This is a genomic window from Isoptericola sp. NPDC060185, from assembly GCF_042728595.1.
In the GTDB taxonomy this organism is placed as follows: domain Bacteria; phylum Actinomycetota; class Actinomycetes; order Actinomycetales; family Cellulomonadaceae; genus Isoptericola.
Genome location: NZ_JBHWYY010000007.1, coordinates 50,748 through 74,409, shown reverse-complemented (window position 1 = coordinate 74,409; position 23,662 = coordinate 50,748). Strand labels below are relative to the sequence as shown.

Annotated in this window: 18 protein-coding genes; 10 read left to right on the top strand and 8 right to left on the bottom strand. The window is 74.2% G+C overall.

Features of this window, described 5'->3' with window-relative positions:
* The first annotated feature begins 19 nt into the window (after positions 1-19).
* The 3 genes from ACFWDO_RS04690 to ACFWDO_RS04680 all read left to right on the top strand — a co-directional run bounded on the left by ACFWDO_RS04690 (position 20) and on the right by ACFWDO_RS04680 (position 2,500).
* On the top strand, positions 20-1,213 hold the full coding sequence (locus ACFWDO_RS04690) for an FAD-dependent monooxygenase (protein WP_380316622.1): 1,194 nt from the start codon (positions 20-22) through the stop codon (positions 1,211-1,213).
* Between the two features lie 34 nt (positions 1,214-1,247).
* Positions 1,248-2,084, top strand: coding sequence for a YaaA family protein (locus ACFWDO_RS04685; protein WP_380316619.1), 837 nt, complete (start codon positions 1,248-1,250; stop codon positions 2,082-2,084).
* Positions 2,085-2,161: 77 nt separating this feature from the next.
* Positions 2,162-2,500 (top strand): TfoX/Sxy family protein, encoded by a 339-nt coding sequence (locus ACFWDO_RS04680; protein WP_380316616.1) that lies wholly within the window; start codon positions 2,162-2,164, stop codon positions 2,498-2,500.
* A gap of 39 nt (positions 2,501-2,539) precedes the next feature.
* Here ACFWDO_RS04680 and ACFWDO_RS04675 read toward each other — a convergent pair whose 3' ends face one another.
* From ACFWDO_RS04675 to ACFWDO_RS04660, 4 genes are read right to left on the bottom strand one after another with little or no spacing between them, the layout of a single operon-like run.
* Entirely contained in the window at positions 2,540-3,232 is a 693-nt protein-coding gene (locus ACFWDO_RS04675) for a histidine phosphatase family protein (protein WP_380316613.1), read from the bottom strand.
* The gene (locus tag ACFWDO_RS04670) at positions 3,232-3,981 is read right to left on the bottom strand and encodes a zinc ribbon domain-containing protein (protein WP_380316610.1); all 750 of its coding nucleotides are present in this window, start codon (positions 3,979-3,981) and stop codon (positions 3,232-3,234) included. The genes ACFWDO_RS04675 and ACFWDO_RS04670 overlap by 1 nt, the downstream gene beginning before the upstream one ends.
* 47 nt (positions 3,982-4,028) lie before the next feature.
* Positions 4,029-4,928 carry a Nif3-like dinuclear metal center hexameric protein gene (locus ACFWDO_RS04665; protein ID WP_380316607.1) on the bottom strand — a complete coding sequence of 300 codons (900 nt, stop codon included), beginning with the start codon at positions 4,926-4,928 and terminating at the stop codon, positions 4,029-4,031.
* 25 nt (positions 4,929-4,953) lie between these two features.
* Positions 4,954-6,714, bottom strand: a complete 1,761-nt coding sequence (locus ACFWDO_RS04660) for a bifunctional 3'-5' exonuclease/DNA polymerase (protein ID WP_380316604.1) — start codon at positions 6,712-6,714, stop codon at positions 4,954-4,956.
* 139 nt (positions 6,715-6,853) lie between these two features.
* Here ACFWDO_RS04660 and ACFWDO_RS04655 point away from each other — a divergent pair, with 139 nt between their 5' ends.
* The 5 genes from ACFWDO_RS04655 (at position 6,854) to ACFWDO_RS04635 (ending at position 14,074) form a co-directional block, all read left to right on the top strand.
* Positions 6,854-8,254 (top strand): dihydrolipoyl dehydrogenase family protein, encoded by a 1,401-nt coding sequence (locus ACFWDO_RS04655; RefSeq protein ID WP_380316601.1) that lies wholly within the window; start codon positions 6,854-6,856, stop codon positions 8,252-8,254.
* A gap of 47 nt (positions 8,255-8,301) precedes the next feature.
* Positions 8,302-8,895 (top strand): GNAT family N-acetyltransferase, encoded by a 594-nt coding sequence (locus ACFWDO_RS04650; protein WP_380316598.1) that lies wholly within the window; start codon positions 8,302-8,304, stop codon positions 8,893-8,895.
* Positions 8,896-8,989: 94 nt separating this feature from the next.
* Positions 8,990-11,230 (top strand): ATP-binding protein, encoded by a 2,241-nt coding sequence (locus ACFWDO_RS04645; protein ID WP_380316596.1) that lies wholly within the window; start codon positions 8,990-8,992, stop codon positions 11,228-11,230.
* A gap of 52 nt (positions 11,231-11,282) precedes the next feature.
* A complete protein-coding gene (locus ACFWDO_RS04640; protein WP_380316593.1) occupies positions 11,283-12,119 on the top strand; it encodes a class I SAM-dependent methyltransferase in 837 nt (278 codons plus the stop codon).
* Between the two features lie 188 nt (positions 12,120-12,307).
* Positions 12,308-14,074: a serine/threonine-protein kinase gene (locus ACFWDO_RS04635; RefSeq protein WP_380316590.1), complete on the top strand. Its 1,767-nt coding sequence runs from the start codon at positions 12,308-12,310 to the stop codon at positions 14,072-14,074.
* A 19-nt stretch (positions 14,075-14,093) separates the two neighbouring features.
* Here ACFWDO_RS04635 and ACFWDO_RS04630 read toward each other — a convergent pair whose 3' ends face one another.
* The 4 genes from ACFWDO_RS04630 to ACFWDO_RS04615 all read right to left on the bottom strand — a co-directional run bounded on the left by ACFWDO_RS04630 (position 14,094) and on the right by ACFWDO_RS04615 (position 20,529).
* A complete protein-coding gene (locus ACFWDO_RS04630; protein WP_380316587.1) occupies positions 14,094-15,005 on the bottom strand; it encodes an SUMF1/EgtB/PvdO family nonheme iron enzyme in 912 nt (303 codons plus the stop codon).
* Between the two features lie 273 nt (positions 15,006-15,278).
* The gene (locus ACFWDO_RS04625) at positions 15,279-16,235 is read right to left on the bottom strand and encodes an HIRAN domain-containing protein (RefSeq protein ID WP_380316584.1); all 957 of its coding nucleotides are present in this window, start codon (positions 16,233-16,235) and stop codon (positions 15,279-15,281) included.
* Positions 16,236-16,364: 129 nt separating this feature from the next.
* Positions 16,365-19,925, bottom strand: a complete 3,561-nt coding sequence (mobF, locus tag ACFWDO_RS04620) for a MobF family relaxase (RefSeq protein ID WP_380316581.1) — start codon at positions 19,923-19,925, stop codon at positions 16,365-16,367.
* 82 nt (positions 19,926-20,007) lie between these two features.
* A complete protein-coding gene (locus tag ACFWDO_RS04615) occupies positions 20,008-20,529 on the bottom strand; it encodes a hypothetical protein (protein WP_380316578.1) in 522 nt (173 codons plus the stop codon).
* A 492-nt stretch (positions 20,530-21,021) separates the two neighbouring features.
* On the opposite strand from ACFWDO_RS04615, the gene ACFWDO_RS04610 reads away from it, so the two are divergent.
* Together ACFWDO_RS04610 and ACFWDO_RS04605 are read left to right on the top strand one after the other, a co-directional pair.
* On the top strand, positions 21,022-22,830 hold the full coding sequence (locus ACFWDO_RS04610) for an alkyl/aryl-sulfatase (RefSeq protein WP_380316575.1): 1,809 nt from the start codon (positions 21,022-21,024) through the stop codon (positions 22,828-22,830).
* A 280-nt stretch (positions 22,831-23,110) separates the two neighbouring features.
* Positions 23,111-23,662: an MBL fold metallo-hydrolase gene (locus ACFWDO_RS04605; protein WP_380316572.1), complete on the top strand. Its 552-nt coding sequence runs from the start codon at positions 23,111-23,113 to the stop codon at positions 23,660-23,662.

The following is a 23,662-nucleotide window of genomic DNA, read 5'->3' as shown; positions in this document are numbered from 1 at the left end:
GCCATTTTATGGTGTCAGCATGGAAGCACTCGTGATCGGAGGGGGCGTCGCCGGGCCGGCGACCGCCATGGCCCTCCAGAAGGCAGGCCTCGACGTCCGCGTCGTCGAGGCGTACGACCGTTCCGCGGACGACGCCGGCTCGTTCCTCACCGTGGCCCCCAACGGGCTGCACGCGCTCGAGGTGCTCGGCGTGGACCACGGCGACCTCGGGGGTTTCGACACCCCCACCATGCAGATGCGCAACGAGACCGGTCGGCTGGTGGCCACCGTCCCCCAGTCCGCACCCGGCGGCGGGGTGCGCAGCCAGACGGTGCGTCGGGCAGACCTCTACGCCGCCCTGCGCGACGCGGCGGAGCGGCGCGGCATCGCGGTCGAGCACGGTCGTCGCCTCGTCGACGCCGAGGTCCGTGCCGACGGCCGGGTCACCGCCGCGTTCGCCGACGGCAGCACGACCACGGCCGACCTGCTCGTCGGCGCCGACGGCATCCGCTCCCGCACGCGACAGATCCTCGACCCGTCAGCCCCCGCCCCGCGCTACACCGGCCTGCTCAACACCGGTGGTTACGCGCGCGGCGTGGACGTCGACGGCCCCGACGGCGTCTTCACGATGGTCTTCGGGAAGCGCGCGTTCTTCGCGTACGTCCGGCGCGGTCCGGGCGACGTGTGGTGGTTCGCCAACCTGCCCGAGCCCGCGGAGCCGTCCGACGCCGACCTCGCCGCGTGGACCCCGGACGCGTGGCGCGCCGAGCTGCGGCGCCTGTTCGCCGACGACGACTCCCCCGCGCTCGCGCTCGTCGACGCCAGCCCGACGATCGACGGCCCCTGGGCCACCCGCGACCTCCCGCAGGTGCCGGTGTGGCACCGCGGCCCGGTCGGGCTCGTCGGCGACGCCGCGCACGCGATCTCCCCGACGTCGGGGCAGGGCGCGTCGCTGGCGCTCGAGGACGGCCTCGTCCTGGCGCGCTGTCTGCGCGACCTCGGCGAGCCCGCCGCCGCGTTCGCCGCCTTCGAAGGGCTGCGCCGCCGTCGGGTGGAGCGGCTCGTCGCGCAGGCGAAGCGCACGTCGAACCTCAAGATCCCCGGCCTCGTCACCAGGACACTGCGCGACCGCGTCATCCTGCCGCTCGTGGGTCGGGCCGCCGCGCGCAGGACGCACGACTGGGTCACGGACTACCGCGTCGACTGGGACGAGCCGGTCGCCGTCCCCCGGTGACGACCCGCCGGACGCGCCCGCTTAAGGTGTCCGGGTGCTGATCTGCCTGCCGCCCTCCGAGGGCAAGACCCCCGCGCCCGTCGGCGCCGCCCCGGTCGACCTGGCCCGCCTCACGGCGGCGGAGCACCTCACCGACCAGCGGCGCGCCGTCCTCGACGCGCTCGCCGCCACGAGCGCGCGGCCGGACGCCACCGCCCTCCTGGGCGTGGGCGCGTCGCTCGTCGACGTGGTCGCGCGCAACACCGAGCTCAAGGCCGCGCCCACCGCGCCCGCGTCCCGTGTGTACACGGGCGTCCTGTACGCGGCGGCGGGCCTGGCCGACCTCCCCGACGACGTCGCGGACGTCGCCGCCCGCGACGTGCGCGTGTTCTCCGGCCTGTGGGGCGCCGTCTCCCCCGCCGACCTCATCCCCGCCTACCGCCTCTCGATGGCCGTGGACCTGCCGGGCGTCGGCAAGCTCGCCACCGCATGGCGCCCGCACCTGGCCGCCGCGCTCGACGCGCGGGCCGCGGGCGACGTCGTCGTCGACTGCCGGTCGGCCGCCTACCTCGCCGCATGGAAGCCCGCCACTACCGGCGACGACGCGACGGACTGGGTCACGGTGCGGGTCGTGCGCGAGGCCGACGGCAAGCGCACGGTCGTGTCGCACAACGCCAAGCACACGCGCGGCGTGCTCACCGGGCACCTGCTGCGCCGCTCCGGCCCCGCGCCGACCAGCGCCGACCAGCTCCTCGACGCCGCCCGCGAGCTCGACGGCCAGGTCATCGGCACGGAGGTGGGCACCGGCCTGTCGTACCGGATGGTCGAGGCGACGCTGCACGACGCCACCACGCGGCGCGGGCCGCGCACGCTCGAGGTCGTCATCGCCTGACCGCACGGGGCTACGGCGCCGGTGCGGGTACCGGTGCCGGCGGGCGGGACGTCGGGCACCCGGCGCACACTGGCCGCATGGCCTACGACGAGGACCTCGCCGCCCGCGTGCGCGACGCCGTCGGCGAGCGCGCCGACTTCACCGAGCAGAAGATGTTCGGCGGCCTGGCGTTCCTGGTGCACACGCACATGGCCGTCGGGATCACGCGCGACGAGCTGATGGTCCATGTCGGCACGGACGGCTATGACGACGCCCTCGCCGACGGCAGTCACGAGCTGCGGATGGGCGAGCGCGTCATGCGCGGCATGGTGGGGGTGCCCGCGTCGGTCACGGCCGACGAGGCAGCCCTGCACGCCTGGGTGGCGCGCGGTGTCGACCTCGCGCTCGCGACGCCGCCGAAGCCCCCGAAACGCTGACGACGGGACGGTTCTCGTGCGGCCGGTCCGGGCCCGGGATCAGACGTCGGTCGGGAACCCGGTCGCGGTGACCTCCGCGAGGGCCGGCTCGCCGTCGTCGACCGCGAACCGCAGCACGGTGAGCGAGCACGGCGGCACCCGCAGCCGCGGCCACGACGCGGGCGGGGCGCCGAGCGCGCGGCCGACGAGGGCGCGGATCGTCACGGTGTGCGCGACGACGACGCTGGTGGCGGCCGGGTCGGCCGCCGCGACCACGTCGCGCAGCCCGCCCCAGGCCCGCTCGCCCACGGCCGCGTACGACTCGCCGCCCGGCGCGGGGGTGGTGCCGGTCGCCGTCCACGCCGCGAGCTCGTCCGGCCAGCCGGCGGCGATCTCCTCCGGCGTCAGCCCCTCCCAGGCGCCGAAGTCGCCCTCGGCGAACCGCTCGTCGGTGCGCACGTGCTGCCCGGTCCGGCGCCCGATCGCGGCGGCCGTCTCCACCGCGCGCACGATCGGCGACGCGACGAGGGCGCCAGCGCGCGGCAGGTCCGGCCACAGGTCCTTGCCGATCCGGAAGACGGCGTCCGCGGCGCGCGCCGCCTGGGTGCGCCCGCGCGGGGTGAGCGGCGGGCCGGGCACGCTGCCGCCCGAGTAGGCGCGCGCCTCCGTCAGGGCGGTGACGCCGTGCCGCACCAGGACGACCGTCCGGGAGGCGGCGGGGTCCAGCGGGCTCGCCCCGGACGGGCGGGCCATCAGGCCGCCGCGCCCTCGTCGGGCAGGCGCACGAGGATGCGGCCGCACTCCTCGCAGCGCACGATCTGGTCGGCCGGGGCGCCCTTGGCGGCCGCGAGGTCGCCCGGGTTGAGCTCCAGCCGGCAGCCCTCGCACCGGCCGCCGCGCAGCGCCGCGGCGCCCACGCCGCCGAGCTGCGCCCGCAGCTTGTCGTACAGGGCGAGGAGGCCGGCGTCGAGGCCCGCCGCGGCAGCCTCGCGCTCCGCCTTGACCTTCGACCCCGTCGCGTTGATCTCCGCCCAGGCCGCGTCGCGCTCGGCGGCCGCGGCGTCCTTGGCGGCCTGGAGCTCCGCGTGGGCGGACTCGACCTCGGCGAGCGCGGCCTGGTGCGCCTCGAGGCGCTCCATGACCTCGAGCTCCGTGTCCTCCAGCACCGACTGCCGTCGCGCGAGGGACTCGAGCTCGCTGACGAGCGCCTGGGAGTCCTTCGCGGACAGGGCGCCGGAGTCGAGCTTCTGCTGGTCCTTCGTCGCGCGCGTGCGCACCTGCGCGACGTCGGCCTCCGCCTTCGCGACCTCGCGCTCGAGGTCGCCCACCGCGGTGCGGGAGTCGACGAGCGACGTGTGCAGGTCGCCCATACGACCGTCGAGCTCGGCGATCGTGGCCAGCGACGGGTGGTTCCGGCGCTGGTGGACGAGCTGCTGCAGCCGCGTGTCGAGGGCCTGGACCTCGAGCAGTCGGCGCTGGTCCTCGGACGGTGCAGTGGCCACGGGTGGGTCCTCTCGCGTGTGTTCAGCTGGTGGGGCGCCCGGCGGCGTCAACGAGCCGTGCTCGCCACCCGCGCGGTCCACGGGTCGGTGCCGATCGTGCTCACCCTGGTGGTCACCGTACCCTCTGGCAGCCGCGCCAGAAGATCCTCGGAGGCGTACCGCAGCCATGGCCACTCGCTCGCGAAGTGCGCCACGTCCACGAGGTACGGCGTCGCCGCCGCGCCGCCCGTGCCGCGGGCCTCGAAGACGGCGCGCTCGCGCAGCTCGGAGGCCGGGTGGTGGCGCAGGTCCGCGGTCACGTACACGTCGACGGCGGCCGCGCGGACGGCGTCGAACAGCGAGTCCCCCGACCCGCCCACGACGGCGGCCGTCGCGACCGGGGCGTCCGGGTCGCCCGCCACCCGCACGCCCTGCGCCGTGGCGGGCAGCACGGAGGCGACACGCTCGGCGAACGCCCCCAGCGTCGTCGGCTCGGCGAGCCGCCCCACGCGCCCGATCCCGCGCTCGACTCCGTCGGCGTCGTCGCCCACCACGAGGGGGCGCCGGTCGGCGATGCCGACGAGGTCGGCCAGCGCGTCCGCGACCCCGCGCGGCGCGGCGTCGGCGTTGGTGTGCGCGACGTACAGGCCGCAACCGGCCGTCAGCAGCCGGTGCACGACGTCGCCCTTGAAGGTCGTGGCCGCCACCGAGTGCACCGGCCGCAGGAACAGCGGGTGGTGGGTGATCAGCAGGTCCGCGCCCCACGCGATCGCCTCGTCGACGACGTCGGCCACGGGGTCGACGGCGAGCAGCACCTTGCGCACCGGCGCGGCCGGGTCGCCCAGGGCCAGCCCGACGGCGTCCCAGCCCTCCGCCGTCGCCGGCGGGTACAGGTCCTCCAGGACGGCGACGACGTCGCGCAGGGCCGGGGTGCTGGGTGCGGTGCTGTCTGCGGTGCCGGTGGCCATGGCCCGACCCTAAAGCCGGGGACGGCTACTTGGCCTCCGCGTACGAGTCGACCGTCGCGACCGTCAGCGGGAAGTCGACCGGGAAGTCGCCGAACAGCAGCCGTCCGGCCTCCTCGGCCGCGGCCCGCACCTCGGCGGCGACGGCGTCGGCGAGCTCGAGCGGCGCGTGCACCACGACCTCGTCGTGCAGGAAGAACGCGAGGTGGGGCCGGTCGGCGAACGGCGCGGGTGCCAGGCCCGCCCGGGCCCCCGGCGCCGTGCCGAGCGCCCACAGCCGACGCCGGATCGACGCCATCCAGCACAGCGCCCACTCCGCCGCCGTGCCCTGCACCACGAAGTTGCGGGTGAACCTGCCCCACGAGCGCGTGACCGACCGGGCGCGGGCCGCCGCATCCGCGCCGGCGTCGTCCGCGAACGCGCCGGCCTGCGCCTCGTCCCACGCCGAGCCGGGGGCCGGCGACGACCGCCCGAGCCACGTCGAGACCACGCCGCCGCGCTCGCCGGTGCGCGCGGCCTCCTCCACCAGCGCGATCGCGCGCGGGTACTCCCGCCCGAGCCGCGGCAGCACCTGCGCGCTGGCCCCGGTGGTTCCCCCGTACATCGCGCCGAGCATGCCCACCTTGGCGAGCTCCCGGGTGGGCACGGCCCCCGAGGCGACGATGCCGGCGTACAGGTCGCCCGCCCGGCCCGCGCCGGCCATGGCCTCGTCGCCCGCCATGCCTGCGAGCACGCGCGGCTCGAGCTGGGCGACGTCCGCCACGACGAGGCACCAGCCCGGATCCGCCACGACCGCGCGGCGCACGCCCTTCGGCAGCTGCAGCGCGCCGCCGCCCGTCGACGCCCAGCGGCCCGTGACCACGCCGCCCACCACGTACTCCGTGCGGAACCGGCCGTCGGTCACCCACTCGTCGAGCCAGTGCCAGCCGTTGGCCGTGAGCAGGCGGTAGAGGTTCTTGTACTCCAGCAGCGGCGCGACCACCGGGTGGTCGATCGTCTCCAGCTCCCACTTGCGCAGGCTGCGCGCCCCCACACCGGCGTACTGCATCGCCTTGAGCAGGTCGGGGTGGGAGTCCGGGTTGAGGGACGGCGGCGCGTCCAGGGCCGCGCGGATCTGCCGCGCGAGCTCCTCGAGCCGAGCGGGCCGCTGCCCCTCCGAGGGTCGCGGCCCCAGGGCCTCGGTGAGGATCGCGTCGTGCACGTCGCCGCGCCACGGCAGCCCGGCGTGGTGCATCTCCGCGGCCACCAGCGCGCCCGCCGACTCCCCCGCCGCGAGCAGGCGCAGCCGTCCGGGCGCCGCCGACCCGCGCACCGCGTCCTCCTGGAGCCCCAGCTCGGCGGCCGGGTCCAGCCCCTCCGCCGGGGCCGACGTCGCGGTCGTGGTCAGGGGCCCGGCGAGGTCGAAGAGGGCGTCGTCCTGCGGTGCGCGGCGAGCGCCCACCGGCAGCGCGGTGCCCGCGGGCGTCGGGGCCATCGCGTCCCAGGCCCCGGCCGGGGCGGCCGCGAGCGCCGACCCGGCGGTGGACGCGGAGTGCCGCAGGATCCGGTGCACCAGCCGCAGGTCGTGCGCGCGCTCCACGCGCACGCCCGCGCGCAGCAGGTCGGGGTACCAGCGGTTCGTGTCGTCCCACGTCCAGCGCGGGAGGGGCCCGCCACCCTGGGCGGCCTCCCCCGCCGCGACGAACTCGGGCAGGTCGGCAGCGGGCAGACCGGAGGCAGGCACGGCGCGGGGCGCACCGTCGTGCACGCGGACCGTGCCGCCGGGCCCTCGGGTCAGGACGACGTGCACGACGCCATCCTGCCGTGCGCCACCGACGCACCACGGCCGCACCACCGACGCGGTCCTCGCCGCGCGACGAGCGCGCCGATGTGGTGCGCTGGCCGAGGTCGGCGCACCCGGCCACTCACCCGCGCGCGAGGAGGTTCGCATGACGACCGAGCAGCCCGTCGAGACCGTCGACGTCGTGGTGATCGGCACCGGCCCGGGCGGGGAGGACGCGACCGGCCGGCTGGCGCGCGCGGGCCTCGACGTCGTCGCGGTCGAGGCGCGCCTGGTCGGCGGCGAGTGCCCGTACTTCGGCTGCATCCCGACCAAGATGATGGTGCGCGCGTCGGACGCGCTCGCCGAGGCCCGGCGCGCGGCCACGCTCGCCGGGAGCGTGGAGGTCACGCCGGACTGGGCGCCGGTGGCGCGGCGCGTGCGCGACGAGGCCACCGCCGACTGGGACGACACCGCCGCCGTCGAGCGGCTGGAGAAGGCGGGGGCGCGCGTCGTGCGCGGCCGCGGGCGCCTCGTCGGCCCGCGCGAGGTGGCGGTCGCCACCGCCGACGGCGAGCGCCGGTTCCGCGCGACGCGGGGCGTCGTGCTCAACCCGGGCACCGAGCCCGCCGTGCCGCCCGTCGAGGGCCTGGCCGGCACGCCGTACTGGACCAACCGGGACGCGGTGCGCGCCACCGCGGCGCCCACGTCGCTCACGGTGCTCGGCGGCGGGGCCATCGGCTGCGAGCTGGCGCAGGTCTTCGCGCGGTTCGGCACCGCCGTCGAGGTGGTCGAGGCCGGTCCGCGCCTGCTCGGCCCCGACGAGCCCGAGGCGAGCGAGCTGCTGGCCGGCCGGTTCGCCGCCGAGGGCATCGGCGTGCGCACGGACGCGAGGGCCGCCGGTGTGGGACACGACGGCTCCACGTTCACGCTCACCCTCGGCGACGGCACGCAGCTGGTCTCCGAGCGCCTGCTCGTCGCCGCCGGGCGCCGCACCGACCTGCGGGCGCTCGGGGTCGCCGCGGCCGGGATCGACGACACCGGCCGCACGATCGCCGTCGACGACCGCCTCCGCGCCGCCGACGGCGTCTGGGTGATCGGCGACGTCACGGGCAAGGGCGCGTTCACGCACGTCTCGATGTACCAGGCGCGCATCGCCGTCGCGGACATCCTCGGCACGGACGGGGACGACGCCGAGCGGGCAGACTACCGCGCCGTGCCGCACGTGACGTTCACTGACCCGGAGATCGGCGGCGTCGGGCTCACCGAGGCCGCGGCCCGCGAGGCCGGGCTCGACGTCCGCACCGGCAGCACCGACCTGGCCGCCTCCTCGCGCGGCTTCGTGCACGGGCCGGGCAACGCGGGCCTGGTGAAGCTGGTCGAGGACGCCGACGCCGGCGTGCTGGTCGGCGCGACCGTCGCCGGCCCGGCGGGCGGCGAGATCCTCGCCGTGCTCACGCTCGCCGTGCAGGCCCGGGTGCCCGTGGCCGGGCTGCGCCACATGATCTACGCCTACCCCACGTTCCACCGCGCGATCGAGAGCGCGCTGGCCGACCTCGCCGAGGCGTGACCTCGACTCGTGGCGCACCTGTCGGTACCCGCCCGTAGCGTCGCGGCGTGACCTCGCACGACAGCCCGCACGTCGCCGCCGGGACATCGGCCTCCGACCACCGCACCACCGACCGCCTCGACCTCGCGCCCGTCGCCCCCGCCGACCTGGACGCGCTGCACGACCTGCACGCCGACCCGCGCGTCTGGGTGCACTTCCCCGTCGGGCGGCACACCAGCCGCGAGCAGACCGCCGCCCAGCTGGAGGACTTCGCGGCCGACTGGGCGCGCGACGGCATCGGCTACTGGACGACGCGGCGACGCGACGACGGCGCGTTCGTCGGGATCGGCGGCGTGCGGCTGCGGCCCACCGGGGCGCTCAACCTCTACTACCGCCTGTCCCCCGAGCAGCAGGGCCACGGGTTCGCCGTCGAGCTCTCCCGCGCGGCCCTCGACCTCGCCGCGGAGCGTCTGCCCGACGTCCCCGTCGTCGCATTCCTGCTGGAGCACAACGCCGCGTCGCGCGCGACGGCGCAGCGGGCGGGGCTGCGGCTCGTGTGGCGCGGGCCCGATGCCGGCAACCCCGACCCCGACGCCGTACGGCTCGTCCTCGCCGACCGCGACCTCGACGACGCCGTGCTCGCGGCGGTCGCCCGGACCTGAGCGCCGCGCGCCCGGCAAGGTGCCCGGCCCGGGCACTCCCGCACTTCCGCTCCTAGACTGGTCGGCGCCAGCCGGCCGACGGGGGGGTGGGCACGTGCGCGGCGAGCGCGATGACGCCTGGCCGGGGATGCGGGACGACCTGACGCGGTTCGTCGGCAGGGCGGCGGAGATCACGGACACCGTCCAGCTGCTGCGCGAGCACCGTCTCGTCACGATGGTCGGGGCCCCGGGCGCCGGCAAGACGCGGCTCGCGCTCCAGGTCGCGCGGGCGGCGGGCGGCGCGTTCCGCGACGGTGTCCGGACGATCGGCCTCGCGGCCGTGACCGGCCCGGACGACCTCGCGCCCGCGGTCGCGGCGGCCCTGGGGGTCGGGGACGACGGCGACGCGGCCGTGGAGGACGCGCTGGTCGACGCCCTCGGGCCCGCCGAGCTGCTCCTGCTGCTCGACAACGGCGAGCACGTGGCGGGCCGGCTCGCGGGCCTGATCGGCCGCGTCCTCGTGGCCGCGCCCCGCGTCCGCGTCCTGGTCACCAGCCGGGTCCCGCTGGCCGTGCCCGGCGAGCGGCTGAGCCAGGTGCCGCCCCTGTCCCCCGGCGAGGCCGCCGAGCTCTTCACCGACCGCGCAGCCCTCGTGACCGACCTCGTGCTCGACGACGACGGCCAGGACCACGTCCGGCGGATCTGCGAGCGGCTGGACGGTCTCCCCCTCGCGATCGAGCTCGTGGCCCGGCGGGCCCGGGCCCTGTCCCTGCCCGACCTGCTGCACGAGCTCGACGGCGGGCTCGCGGCGCCACGCGCCGAGAATGCCCGCGGGCGACCGCTCGGCACGATGACCGCCACCGTCGCGTGGAGCCTCCGGCTCCTCACTCCGCCCCAGGCCGCGCTCTTCGAGGAGCTCTCGGTGCTCGTCGGCGACTTCGACGCCGCCGCGGCCCAGGCGGTCGCGGGGTCGATCGGGCCCTCGCTCGACGACCTCGCCGCGCTGGTGGACCACTCGCTCGTGCGGGCCCTCCCCTCCGCGGCGGGAGGGCTGCGGTACCGCGTGCTGGAACCCCTGCGCCAGCACGGCGCGGCGCTGCTCGCCGCGCGCGGCGACGCCGACGTCGTCCGTCGCCGGCACGCCGAGCACTTCCTGGCGCTCGCGCGGCGCGCGGACCGCGCCCTGATGCGGGAGGACGGCCACCTCTGGTACCCGGAGCTGGCGCGCGCCGAGCGGAACGTCCTCGCCGCCGTGGGCTGGGCTCGCGAGCTGCCCACCGACCTCGCGCTGCAGCTCGTGACCCCGCTGGTGGGCTTCTGGGACCACCGCGGTTCGGTCAACGAGGGCCGGGCGCGCGTCGACGACCTGCTGCACCGCGGCGCGCCGTCGCCCCGCACCCGGGCCGAGGCGCTCCTCGCGCTCGCCCACCTCGGGTACCGGCAGGGCCGCTACGCCGAGGCGCTGGGCCACGCGCGCGAGGTCGTCGACCTCATGCGCGGGCTCGACGACGACGACGGCGTCGCGCGCGGGCTCCGCGCCCTGGCCATGGCCGCGGCGGGGGCCGAGGACGCCCCCCTCGCCGTCCGGGCAGGCGAGGAGAGCGTCGCGCTCTTCCGTGCGCTCGGCGACCGGCAGGCCGAGGCGTGGTCGGACACCGTGCTCGGGCTGGCCCGCTTCGTCGCCGGCGACGTCGACGGGGGCGCCGAGGCGGACGCCGACGCGCTCCGGGTGCTCGAGTCCTGCGGGCCGGTGCCGGCCGTGTCGCGCCGCACCCACATGGGGCTGACGTACGCCGCCGACCGGCGGCACGACGTCGCAGGTCACCGGCGGCACCTCGCGGCGACCATCGCCGACCTGCGGCTCATGGGCGCCCTCGACGGCGACACCGAGTGGATGTGGTCGGCCGCGACGCTCGCGCAGCGCGAGGGCCGCCCGGCCGCCACCCTGCGGGTCGCCGGGGCCGCGCGCGCCCGCGGCCGGCACGGCAGCCTCCTGCCTCCGGTCGCCGCGACCGTCGCGCGCGAGGCGCTCGAGGCCGCCCAGGCCCGCGTGGGGCAACGCGAGGCGGACCGTCTGCTCGCCGCCGGCGAGGAGCTGCCGGTCGAGGACGTCGTCGCGGAGGCGCTCGCCGAGCCGCCCGTCCCCGCCTCCCCGCTGTCGGACCGCGAGCTCGAGATCGCCCGGCTGACGGGGCACGGGCTCAGCAACGTCGAGATCGCCGCGGCGCTCGTCATCTCGCGGCGGACGGTCGAGACGCACCAGGAGCACGTGCGCCGCAAGCTGGGCCTGACCACCCGGTTCGAGGTCATGGCCTGGGCGATGGCCCGCGAGGAGGCCGGCGGCGGCACCCGATGATCCGTGCGTTTACGGATGGTGCGCGCCCCGCACGCCGCCGCACGCTCGCGGCATGACCACCACGCAGACGAACCTCGACGCACAGACGAACCTCGACGCCGCCGACTACCTCTTCGACACCGGGTCGGCCCTCGGCCGCCGCCACATGGACCTCCTGGCCCAGATCTTCGACCGCTGGACGTTCGGCGCCCTCGACGCCGCCGGGGTCTCCCCCGGGATGCGCTGCCTCGACGTCGGAGCCGGGGGCGGCTCCGTGGCGCGCTGGCTGGCCGACCGCGTCGGCCCGACCGGTGAGGTCGTCGCCGTCGACCTCGACACCACCCACCTCACCGGGCACGACGGCATCGTCGTGCACCGCCACGACATCGGCGACGGCCTCCCGGGCGGGCTCGCCGGCCCGTACGACCTGATCCACGCCCGCCTCACCCTCATGCACCTGCCACGCAAGGACGAGGTCTTCGCGGAGCTCGCGGCCGCTCTCGCCCCGGGCGGGCGGATCGTCGTGGGAGATCTCACCGGTCGGCCGCTGTCCGTGATCAGCGCCCCCGAGGCCCGTGACGTCGTCGTGTGGGACCAGGTCCAGCACCTCTCGCACGACGTGGTGAGCCCCGCGGCGGGCATCGACTTCGGCTGGGCGTCGCGCATCGACGCCGCGATGACGGACCACGGCCTCGTCGACGTGCAGGGCATCGAGGTGTCGCAGACCGTCGCCGGAGGGTCCCCCGGGGCGCTGCTCCACGCCGTCCTCAACGCGCAGGCGTACGAGCACATCCTCGCCGCCGGCGCCGCCCCCTGGGAGCTCGAGCGCTACCAGGAGCTGACCCGTGACCCGGCGTTCCGCTCGTGGTTCTACCAGTTCGTCTGCGTGTGGGGCCGCCGGGCCCTCTGACGCACGACCTGACGCGCGGCGCGGCGCGAGCGCGGAGTGCCGCGGGTCACCGCGAGGTGCCGTGCGTCGTGTGCACTCACCACCTATCCTGTGAGTGCCCATGACTGAAATGACCGAGTTCGCCGCGCCGACGACACCGCTGGGCGCGGCCGTCCGCCGCGGCATGCAGCCCTGGCAGCGGTGACCGGATGACTCCTGAGGAACCGACCGAGGAGTCGGCCGGCGGGCACGTGGTGCTCGGCGGGAAGTACGTGCTCGGCGACATCCTCGGCACGGGCGGCACCTACACCGTCTACGAGGCCTCGCGGCTCCCGCGCGAGGAGCAGGCCGAGGAGCAGCCCGAGGGCACCGAGCCGGCAGAAGGGGACGAGCCGGCCGAGGGCACCGAGCCCGAGCTGCTCGTCAAGGTCCTCCATCCGCACCTGGTCGACGACGAGGTGGCACGCACGGCGCTCGCCAGCGAGATCGCGGCGTCCGCCGAGGTGGACCATCCGGGCGTCGCGAAGGTCCTCGACACCGGCGAGGACGAGGTCGCGGGCGCGAACGTGCCCTGGCTCCTGATGCGCCACCTGCCGGGCGTCCCCCTCTCGGAGCTCGCGGCCGGCACCGGACTGCCCTGGAAGGACGCGCTCGCCGTGGAGGCCGGGCTGCTCGACGCGCTCGCGGCGGTGCACGCCGCCGGGCTGGTGCACCGCGACGTCGGGCCGCGCAACGTCGTCGTCGACCGGCACGAGGACGGCACGATGGCCGTCGGGCTGCTCGACCTCGGCCTCGCCGGTCCTGGCGGCGGCGACGGCGACGGCGACCTCGTCACCGGCTCGGCGGCGTACATGTCGCCCGAGCAGGCGCAGGGCAAGCCGCTCGACGCCCGCAGCGACCTGTACTCCGCGGGCGCGCTGGCGTACTTCGCCCTCACGGGGCACCCGCCGTACGAGCGGGCGCGGCCCGCCGACGTCCTGCGCGCCCACGTCGAGGCGCCGGTGCCGGCGCCGTCGGCCCGCCGCCCCGCGGTCCCCGCGGCGGTGGACCGGTTCGTGGCCCGGGCGATGGCGAAGAACCCGGCGCGCCGCTACGCGACGACCGTCGCGATGGAGGGCGCCGTCGTGACGCTCCTTGGCACGGGCGGCACCGCCGTCCTGGGGGCCGGGGCAGCGCCCACCGCCCCCAGCGCACCCGCCGCGCCCGACGGCGACCAGACCCAGACGCTCGGCCAGATCGTCGAGGACGACCCGCACCGCACCGCGGTGATCGGGATGGCCGCCGCCGCGGGCGCCGCCGCGGCCGCGGACGCCGAGGTCCAGCGCACGCGGCAGTTCGGCGCGGTGCCGCCGTCCGAGCTGCCGCCCGAGACACCCGCCGACGAGACCTCCGACGGGGGCACCCCGGCCGCCGTCCCTCCCGCGCCGGGCGCCGGCGGGGCGGCCGCCGACGAGGCTGCCGAAGAGCCCCGGCGACGGGGCCGCCGCATCGCGATCATCGTCGTGCTCGCGCTCCTCCTGGCGTCCGCGGGAGCGTTCGCGTTCTGGTCGCTACGCGACCCGGACGACGGGCGCCCCGTCGTCCCCGCGACCCACAGCCCGTCGCCGTCGCCCACCACGACGCCCACGGACGAGCCCACCACCACGACCACGCAGCCGGGCACGGGGCAGACGTCGCGGCCGCGCCCGACCTCGACCAGCACACCGTCCCCCACCCCCACGCCGACCGAGACGCCGACGCCCACCTCGACGCCGACGCCCACCTCGAAGCCCACGCCGACGAGCACCCCGACGCCCACGTCGACGCCGACGCCCACGGACGAGCCGACCGAGCCGGACCCCACGCCCACCGACGTCGAGCCCACCCCGGACCCGACCACCACCGCCCCCGCGGAGCCCGACCCCACGCCGACCGGCGACGCCGGCGGCACGGGGGGCACCGACGGCACGGGCGGCGACCCCGGCACCACGTCCTGAGGACGGGCGTCGCGCGGACCTACCGCGCCACGCCCACCACGCAACGGAACCCGAGGTGCGAGGTGGCGGAGTCGTCGGTCTGCGACGACCGCGCCGCCGGCCGGTACCGGCGGCAGTACTCGGGCGCGCACAGGTGCGAGCCGCCCTTGGTGACCCGGCTGACGCGCGGCGACGTCGTGGGTTCCGGCGACGACGCGAGGAGGTCGGTCCGCGCCCCGCGGCTCGGCGCGGCGCTCCCCGGGACGGCGTGCCGCGGCGCGTAGGCGTCGCTGGTCCACTCCCAGACGTTGCCGATCATGTCCACCAGCCCGTAGCCGTTGGGCGGGAAGCTGCCCACGGGTGACGTGCCGCCCCAGCCGTCGTTGCGGTGCGGGAAGGCGCCCTGCCAGGTGTTGGCCATCACGCGGCCGTCGGGCGTGCGCTCGTCGCCCCAGGCGTACTCCGCGCCGTCGAGGCCGCCCCGGGCGGCGAGCTCCCACTCGGCCTCGGTGGGCAGGCGGCGCCCCGCCCACGCGGCGTAGGCCGCGGCGTCGGCGTAGGCGACGTGGACGACGGGGTGGTCCGGCCGGTCGAGCGCGTCCGACCCCCGCCCCGCGGGGTGCCGCCACGAGGCGCCCGGCCGCCACCGCCACCAGTGCCGCCAGTCGCGCAGGTCGACGGGGCCCGTCGTGGGCGTGAAGACGAGCGAGCCCGGGACGAGCTCCGCCGGGTCCGCGCCGGGGAAGTCCGCCGGGTCGATCTCCCGCTCGGCCACCGTGACATGACCGGTGGCGGCGACGAAGGCCGCGAACTGCGCCGCCGTCACCGGGTGCCGCTCGACGGCGAACCCCTCGACGGTCCGCACGTGGGCCGGACCCTCCTCCGCGTAGTGCCGGTCCGATCCCATCAGGAACGTGGCGGCGGGCACGGCGACGAGCTCGGTGAGATCCACGCCGCCAGCATAGGAAAGTCGGACGAGCCGACGTCGTGCGGTCGACGCAGCAGAAGCATGGTGGGCCCGGAGGGACTCGAACCCCCGACATCCACGGTGTAAGGCTCGGAATCCACGCTGACCTGCAACTTTGCTCCCCAAGAGGTGTCCGCGGGGGTCCAGCGGGGGTACGACGGTGCGCAATGCTGCATCCCTCTACCGTGCCACGCCATGGAGTGGGAAACGCAGTGTGCAGCGAAAGCGACGGACTGCCGGACTCGGGAGAACGGCGCGTCAGTTCAGGTTGTCCGCGATCCAGTCCTCGGTGAGATCTCCGGCCTTCATCACGTCGAAGCAGACGTCGGCCTTCAGGGAGTTACCCCTCACCGAGGCATGCGCGACCGCGAGCTTCCCCGATGCCTCGAGTCGGTCGATCACCGGCAGGAGGTCGCTCGACGTGACAGGTGACAGGGCTCCGCAGCGTTGGCCGTCGATGCGGACCTCGACGACGCGCTGGCCACTCCTCGATCCCGGCTTGTCGATGCCGTGCAGTGACACCCACACGCTCGTGCGTTCACCCCGCGCGTAGGGGGCGAGCACGTCCGCATGCTGCTCCTCCCCAGTCACCTGCACGGTGCGGGAGTTGGGCGGGATCTCGACGACATCTCCGCCGGGCGGCTCGTTCACCGGGACGATCTCACCCGGATCACCCAGGGCGATCGTCACCCGTGCGCGCCACGTCCCGTCAGCGTTGGTCGCCCAGACCCGGACGGGGGTCACCGCGACACGGCCTCGCTCAAACAGGTCGTCGAGGATCGGGCGATATCGCGCGGCGTCCTCCCGAGGCAGGTAGCCAACCGCCACGTCGTCGACGTCGACACGCACTGCGTTGGCGTCATGCACGTTGCCCCGCTCCGGGATCAACACCGCCTCACCGTAGAACTCCTGGCCTGGTGCGAGTGACCGCTTCTTGTAGATCTTCCGGAACGCGTCGCGGCGGTAGGCCTCTCCGACAACCTCGAAGTCGGGACGGCGAGAACCCCACAGCTCGAACGTCCGGAGCGTGACGGTCCCCTGTGCGGCGACAGGCGTCGGCGCCGACTGCGGGGCGTCGGGGGCCGCAGGCGCAGGTGCCGGTCCGGGCGCAGGTCCCGACGACTTGTTCTGCTCCTGCTTGCGGCGCCGTGACGACCGGTTGGCAAGCCAGAACAGAACGATCGCGACGATGATCAGTCCGACAACGATCTCCATGTCGACCGAGGCTATCGGCGCCGGAGAGTGCCGCAACGGGTGGTCTGGGTGAACTCAGAAGCCATCGCGCAGGTCAGCAACGATGACGTGCCGTTCCGCCGCCAGGCGCCACCGCGTCGACGGTCACGCCTACGATCCGGCACGCTCTACCGGGGCACCGTCGCCTCGGACGCCCCGGGTACGTCTCGACTGTGCCGCGGCCAGGCCTGGCTGACGCGCAAGCGACGCGGCGCGACGCCAGGCGTCACGAGCCATACGCAGGCCGGCCGGCGCCGCGGTCGTGTCGCTCCGGTGCACTATCGGCCACGGCCCACGGACGCCGTAGACCTCTCGGTATGCGGTGACCACCGTCAGGTCCCCCAGCCATCGTTCTCGATCGCGCGCATCGGTGGGACATTCACCTATCCCCCTCACCCATCTCGCTCCCTGGTCTACTGCGACCTCGGCGAGAGCGCGAGCGCGTTGCTCGATGAGGTGACGCCTCTCCTCGAGCGCGCGGGCGACCTCGGCCGACAGCGGTCCTCGGGCCGCCGGGAGGAGGCCCGCGATGAGATCTGGTGTGGTGCCACGAACGGGACGGCCCGAGCTTCGCGCCAGGCGGGCGCACAACACGGCCGCGACGTCTTCGGCGTCGTGCAGGCCACGCTGAGAGACGAGGCGGGGGAGCAATGTGTCGACGTCTTGGCCGAACGCCTCGGCTCGGCGCAGCCCTGCGGTCAGGACGTCGAACGCTTCAGAGCGGATCGCCTGGTCGGCCTCTTCCCGAGTGAGTCCGCCGGCTTGCCGCAGCGCGTCCCCCAGAAGGCGGGTCCGGCGCCCTCGCTGTGCGTTGGTGGCGATGGCCTCGTACTCGGCGACGAGCTCGCGGATGCCGGCCCACCGGGTCTGCTCGGACTCGACCTCCTGATGTGCCGAGTTCTCGACGCCGGAGTGGTTCAGCACGCCCAACAGCACGCTGCGCGCGGTCACGTCCGGGTCGGCCGGCGTGGCGTGGAGCGGGTCGGGCTTGTCCAAGGCGACGTAGGCGGTGTTGGCATCTCGGCCGCGGGTCATGGACACGTAGAGGTTCTCTCGCGTGCTCGACGGCGCGACGACCACATGCGCCGTGTCCACCGTCAGGCCCTGCGCACGGTGGGCCGTGACCGCGTAGCCGAGGTCGACGTGCACTGCTACGTAACCCGCGGGCAGGATCACGCTCCCTCGGCGTCGGCCCTCGGGGCGGACTTCGAGGCCGCCGTCCAGGCGCACGTGGGTCACCGTCCAGCGGTCGCCGTTGCGGACCCAGCCCGTTGCGCCGGTGCGTAGGCGGCGGTCGTTGCGGCGCGTGATGATCACGTCGCCTGCTGACACGCGGGTGTCGTCCTTTAGCGCGACGTCGCGTCCGGTGGAGGTCAGCCCGAGGCCGATGCGTTCGGCGCGGGCGCGGTCGTTGAGCTGCCGGACGGTTGCGGCGGCCTCCGTGACCAGGATGCTCGCCCGTCCGGCATCGACGTCGTGTCGCCAGGCGGTGTAGGCGGCGTCGACCATCTCGTCGGTGCTGCCTTCGCGGAGTCGGCCGTGCGCCTCGTACTCGTCGATGACGGTGGGGTCGCCGTCGCGCAACCCCAGCGAGGCGGTCTTCTCCCAGTCATGGATGAACCGGTGCACCTCGGTCAGCCGCGGCGCGTCCTCGCCTCGTGCCGCGACCAGCATGGCGAAGGCGCCGCCGGCATCGACGGACTGCAGCTGAGCGGGGTCGCCGACGAGGACGACCTTGGCTCCGACCTGAGCGGCGCGGGCTGTGATCGTGTCCAGGGCGCGGGTGGATGCGAGTGTCGCTTCGTCGAGGATCACCAGCCGGCCCGGTGCAAGGTCTGTGCGGCCGCGGCGGTGGTCGTAGATCCATTTCGCGGTGTTGTCGCAGGGGATCTGGAGGTCGTGGGCGAGCACCTGAGCGGCTGCGGCCGATGGCGCCATCCCCACCACGCTCCCCTGACCGTGCGTCGCGATCCAGCCGGCGGCCAGCGCGCGCATCGCCGTCGTCTTGCCCGTGCCAGCCGGGCCGACGAGCAGGTCCAGCCGCCTTCCGGAGATGAGCAGCTGCGCGACGGCGCGGGCCTGCTCGGCGTCGAGCCGGACGCCGTCGGGCGTGCAGCCAGCGACGACGCGCGACGCCGTTGCCTGGTCGACAAGCGGCCCACCAGCGTCGTCGGCGAGGTACAGGAGCCGGTCCTCCATCGCGAGCAGTTCATCGCTGGTGAACTTCTCGCTGTGCAGCGGACGCAGCGTGCTCGTCCCGTCGGGCCGGCGCATCGCCGCCGGAGTGCTGGCCAGTTCGCCGGGCGTGAGCTGGACGGATTGGCGAGTGGCGGCGTCGGTGATCATGGCGACGACCCGCTCGCGATCCTCTGCCGTCACGAATCGCAGATGCATCGTGCGGCGCGACGCCTCGGCCCACAGGTTCCAGTGCTGCCAGGTCGACCGCTTCTGCGAGACGTTCGCCACCACCTCGGCCGCGACCTGCTCGACGACGCCGAGAGGCACGGCGTCAGCGGTGAGGGACCGGACGGTTCCTCCGACGGTCCGGTCGCGCGCCCACTCGGTCGGATCACACCGCATCAGGCGTGCTGCCCGACGTCGCCAGCCGGCGGTGAGGTCCGCCAGGGAGTGGATCGACTTCTCCGGCCGCGTGGCGAGGGTCGCCTGGGCGCGCAGCCTCACGATCGCCCGCGGCGAGGGTCGGCGGCCATGCGCTGCCTCGTAGTCGGCGATCAGGCGATCGGTGGCGACGTCGATGTGCCGAGACCGGGAGGAGAACTCCGCCAACAGCTCGTCCGGGACGCCGGCGATCTCCCACTGCGTCGACCTGTCGGGCCCGCGGTCGCGCCGCTCCCATCCGATGCCGAACGTGTTGGTGAGCCGGTCGGCCAGGACGGCGTTGTAGTGCTCGGACAGTGCGACCACGGCATGGTGCAGGGCGCGCGAGTCCAGGGTGCGCCACTTGCCGTCGTGGGCGGCCTTGACCTTGTTCGAGATCACGAGATGCGTGTGCAGCTGCGGGTCGTTCGCCCGCGAGTCCCAGTGGTCGTACGCCGTCGCCGCCACCCCGACCACCGGGACCTGTGCCACTCCCCCATGCCCCGTCCGGGTGGCGGCAACCTCCCGCTCCAGGAAGTCCAGCACCTGCGCGACGGCGTCATGGTGCGCCGCGACGATCAGCTCCTGCGTCGTCGCGTCCGCCAACCCCCACAGCACCGACACCGACTTCGGCACCGAGAACGTCAGATCGAACCCCGCCGTCGCCGTTTGGCTGCCGCGAGCGGCCTCCTGCGTCCGGACCCGCGCCACCTGGGTATCGAACTCCGCCGCGGGCAACGTCCGATCGATGCCACGGACCCGTCGCGACGCACGCTCATGCGCCGTCGGATACTCCCGAAACGTGCGCCCCAGCGGCTCACCTGTTACCGGATCCTCGCCATGCCCCAGCAGCGCCTGCAGCTGCGCCGGCGTCACCGCCATCCCAGATCGCAGTACGCCGTCACCGAGGTGCTCGACCCCGCGGCCCATCCACACACCCGGCGGCGTACCTGCCTCGGTGAAGTACCTCGTGAACGCGGATGATCGCGGCTCGTGCCCGTCACCGGTCACGACCGACCGCAGCAGGTACGCGTAGCCCTGCCCAGCCGAGATCACTCGCAGCGAGACGGTCACACCTGACAGGTGTGCGCCCTACCCCCGCTCCGCCGTCAGGTCGAGATTGCGTCGAGCGCCGGACCGACCCGCTGGAGAGTCCTCACGACCAAATGTCGTGGTCGCCGTCGACCAGATCACTCCAGAACGGGATGCGGCGATGGTTCGCCGGAACAGAGGCCTCGCCGAGGAACTCGTGTGCGCAGTAGTCGGCCAGATCTGTGCCGTAGTAGATGACGTCGGTCTGGTAGGCAGAGAACACCGGCGCACCGGAACCCTCTGGAGCTGCGGGTATGTAGCGGTGTCCGTAGATGGGCACCAGCCTCGGAGCCCGCGCGAGATGCTGGCGCCCGAGATCTAGGGCAATCTCCGTCGATGCTGGCCGCTCGCCCCACGCCGAGAACCAGAAGCCGTTCTCCACGTCGAAGAGGACACCCTCGGTCGGCCACTCAAGCGCGCGGCGAACGCGCGTGGAGTCTCCCCGCCAGTCGATCCAGCCCTCGGGCGTCACCTCGCGCAGGACGTCAGCGTGGTCGCGATGGAAGGTGAACCCGTACTCTCCCTGGATGTCGTCGAGCTCGCGCTCTGTGTAGCCAAGTCCCAGCTCGAGGCTTGAACGGCGCAATGCTCGTACCGCGAGATCGGCGACCGGACTTATGACGGCGATGATGCCATCTAGCGGGCCGCTCAGTGATTCCGCTACGACACTCGGCCGACCTCGAGCGCGAGAGGTGTGAACAGGTGTGAACGCCTTAGCCCCAACTCGCGGGCCGACAAGCTGCGAGCACCTGCCCGCCGCCCACGCCGTACGGGAGGAGTCCGCACGGTCGGTGGACTGGCCGGCGCCGACCGCACACCTGGCTGTCAAGGCAGGCTCTGGGCACGTGGGCAGTCCGCATCCGGGCCCGAAGCGAAAACGCTGTTCCAGGGTTCTGAACCAGCAGGGGTTTGAACCAGGTTTCTGAGCGGCGTGTCGACGGCGTGTCGAGCGCGCGGTCCGGCCGTGTCAGAAACGGTCGGTTCTGGAGGTGCTCGTCGAGCGCGATCGTGGATCGCTTGCGACAGTGAGCCCGAGCCCCGGGACGCCCCCGGGCACAGACGGCAGAGAGGCACCGCTGTGGCACTGGACTACACCGACCGCACCGACTTCGACAACGCCGAGCGCGGGCTGGTCGACCGCCTCGACCCGTGCACGATCACGGACGCGAAGGGTCATGTCGTGCTCGACATGGAGCAGTACGCGTTCCTGAAGGGCGACGCGCCCGAGACGGTGCACCCCAGCCTGTGGCGCCAGGCGCAGCTGGTCGCGATCCACGGCCTGTTCGAGTTGACCGAGGGGATCTACCAAGTGCGCGGCCTAGACATCTCCAACATGACGATCGTCGAGGGCGACACCGGCATCATCGTCATCGACCCGCTTCTGAGTGTGGAGACCGCGGCGGCGGCTCTCGCCCTGTATCGCCGTAACCGGGGCGAGCGTCCCGTGACCGGGCTGATCTACACCCATTCCCACGGCGATCACTTCGGCGGCGCGGGCGGCGTCCTGCCCGACGGCCCGGGCGACGTGCCGATCCTCGCGCCGGCAGGGTTCCTCGAGCACGCGGTGTCGGAGAACGTCTACGCCGGCACCGCGATGAACCGTCGTGCGTCGTACATGTACGCCCCTATCCTCGGCCCCGGGCCGAAGGGGCAGATGAGCACCGGGCTCGGCATCGGAACGTCGACCGGCACGATCTCCCTGATCCCGCCCACCGTGGACATCACGCACACCGGTCAGGAGGAGGTCCTCGACGGGGTCCGCATCGTCTTCCAGATGACGCCCGGAACCGAGGCCCCGTCGGAGATGAACTTCCACTTCCCCGACCTGCGGGCGCTGTGCATGGCCGAGAACGCGACCCACAACCTGCACAACCTGCTGACGCTGCGCGGCGCGCTCGTGCGCGACCCGCGCATCTGGGCCCGCTACCTGAACGAGTCGATCGAGCTCTATGCCGACCAGACCGACGTCCTGTTCGCGTCCCACCACTGGCCCACCTGGGGGCAGGACGAGATCGTCACCTTCCTGTCCGAGCAGCGCGACCTGTACGCCTACCTGCACGACCAGACGCTGCGCCTGCTCAACTCCGGGCACACCGGCGCCGAGATCGCCGAGGAAATCCAGCTCCCGCCCGCGCTCGACGACGCCTGGCACGCTCGCGGCTACTACGGCTCGGTCAGTCACAACGTCAAGGCGATCTACCAGCGCTACATGGGCTGGTTCGACGGCAACCCTTCCTCGCTGTGGGCGCACCCTCCGGTGGAGGCCGCGACCCGCTACGTCGAGGTCATCGGCGGCCCGGACGCCGTCAAGGCCAAGGCCGCCGACTTCGCCGACCGCGGCGACCTGCGGTTCGCCGCCGAGCTGCTCAAGCACGCCGTCTTCGCCGACCCCGACGACACCGAGGCGACCGAGGCCCTCGCCGCGGTCTACGAGAAGCTCGGCTATGGGTCTGAGAACGCGACCTGGCGCGGCTTCTACCTGGCAGGGGCCGAGGAGCTGCGCCACGGCATTATCGGGCCCGCCATGGGCGACATCACGGGCGGCATGGCTGCGGGGCTGTCCGTCGACCAACTCTTCGACACTCTCGCCATCCGCGTGGACGGGCTCAAGGCCGCGCAGCAACCGCTGGTCATCGACTGGGTGTTCACCGACTCGGGCGACACCGTCCGCACCGCCCTGTCGAACGGCGTCCTGATCCAGACGACCAACCCCACCCGCGCAGCCGATGTCGACCTCACCCTGCGACTCACCAAGCAGCAGCTGCTCGGCATCATCGCCGGACACGGACTCGACGGAATCGACCAGGACGGCGACCCCGACATTCTCAGCCGCCTCCTCGGCGTGCTGACCGCACCCGACCCAGCCTTCGCCATCGTTACGCCCTGAGCCGACAGCCGAACCGGCGAACGACACGGAGTCCCCGCACGATCCTCGTGCGGGGACTCCGTGATTCGTGCGGCGAGGGAGCGGAGGGTTCCGAAACTTCCAGAACCCGATTCTGGCGCGCCTCAGAATCGGTCGGTTGTGACGCATCGATTGGTCCCGAGGGCTTGTCCCTGAGTGCGAGTCTGCGCCTCCGACCCTTCCGCTTGCGGTTCGCGCGGCAGCGGTGACGATGAGGGCGGGCCTCTCGAGATGCCTCCCAAGAGCGGACGGAGCGTTCCCCATGGTCGACAAGTACTGGCTGGGTGCGGATGAGGGCATCACCTTCACCCCGACTGGCGTGAACCTCGCCTGCACGGAGGACGCCGGCACGGTGCCCGCTGCGTTGACGGCGCATTCGCGCATGATGGACCAAGGCGGGTTCGAGGTCGTCGGCAAGGGCGTCTACCAGGTCTTCGTGTACGTGCTCGGCGCGCTGACCGTCGTCGAGGGCGACGACGGGGTGATCAACATCGACCCTCCGGAGTCGGTCGAGAAGGGTGAGAAGCAGCGCGAGGCGCTGCGCCGGATCACCGACAAGCCGATCAAGGCGGCGATCTACTCCCACTGGCACCCCGACCACTACGCCGGCGTCAAGGCATTCATCACCCCGGAGCAGGCGGACTCGGGCGAGGTCAAGGTCATCGCGCACCGCGACTTCGTGTCCAACGTCCTCGCGGGCTCCATCGCCGGCGACGGGCCGATCCTGACGACCGGCGCCCTCGACGATGCCAAGACATTCTTCGACTCGTTCGACCCAATGTTCACCAGCCACATCACCCTGACGGACCGCTGA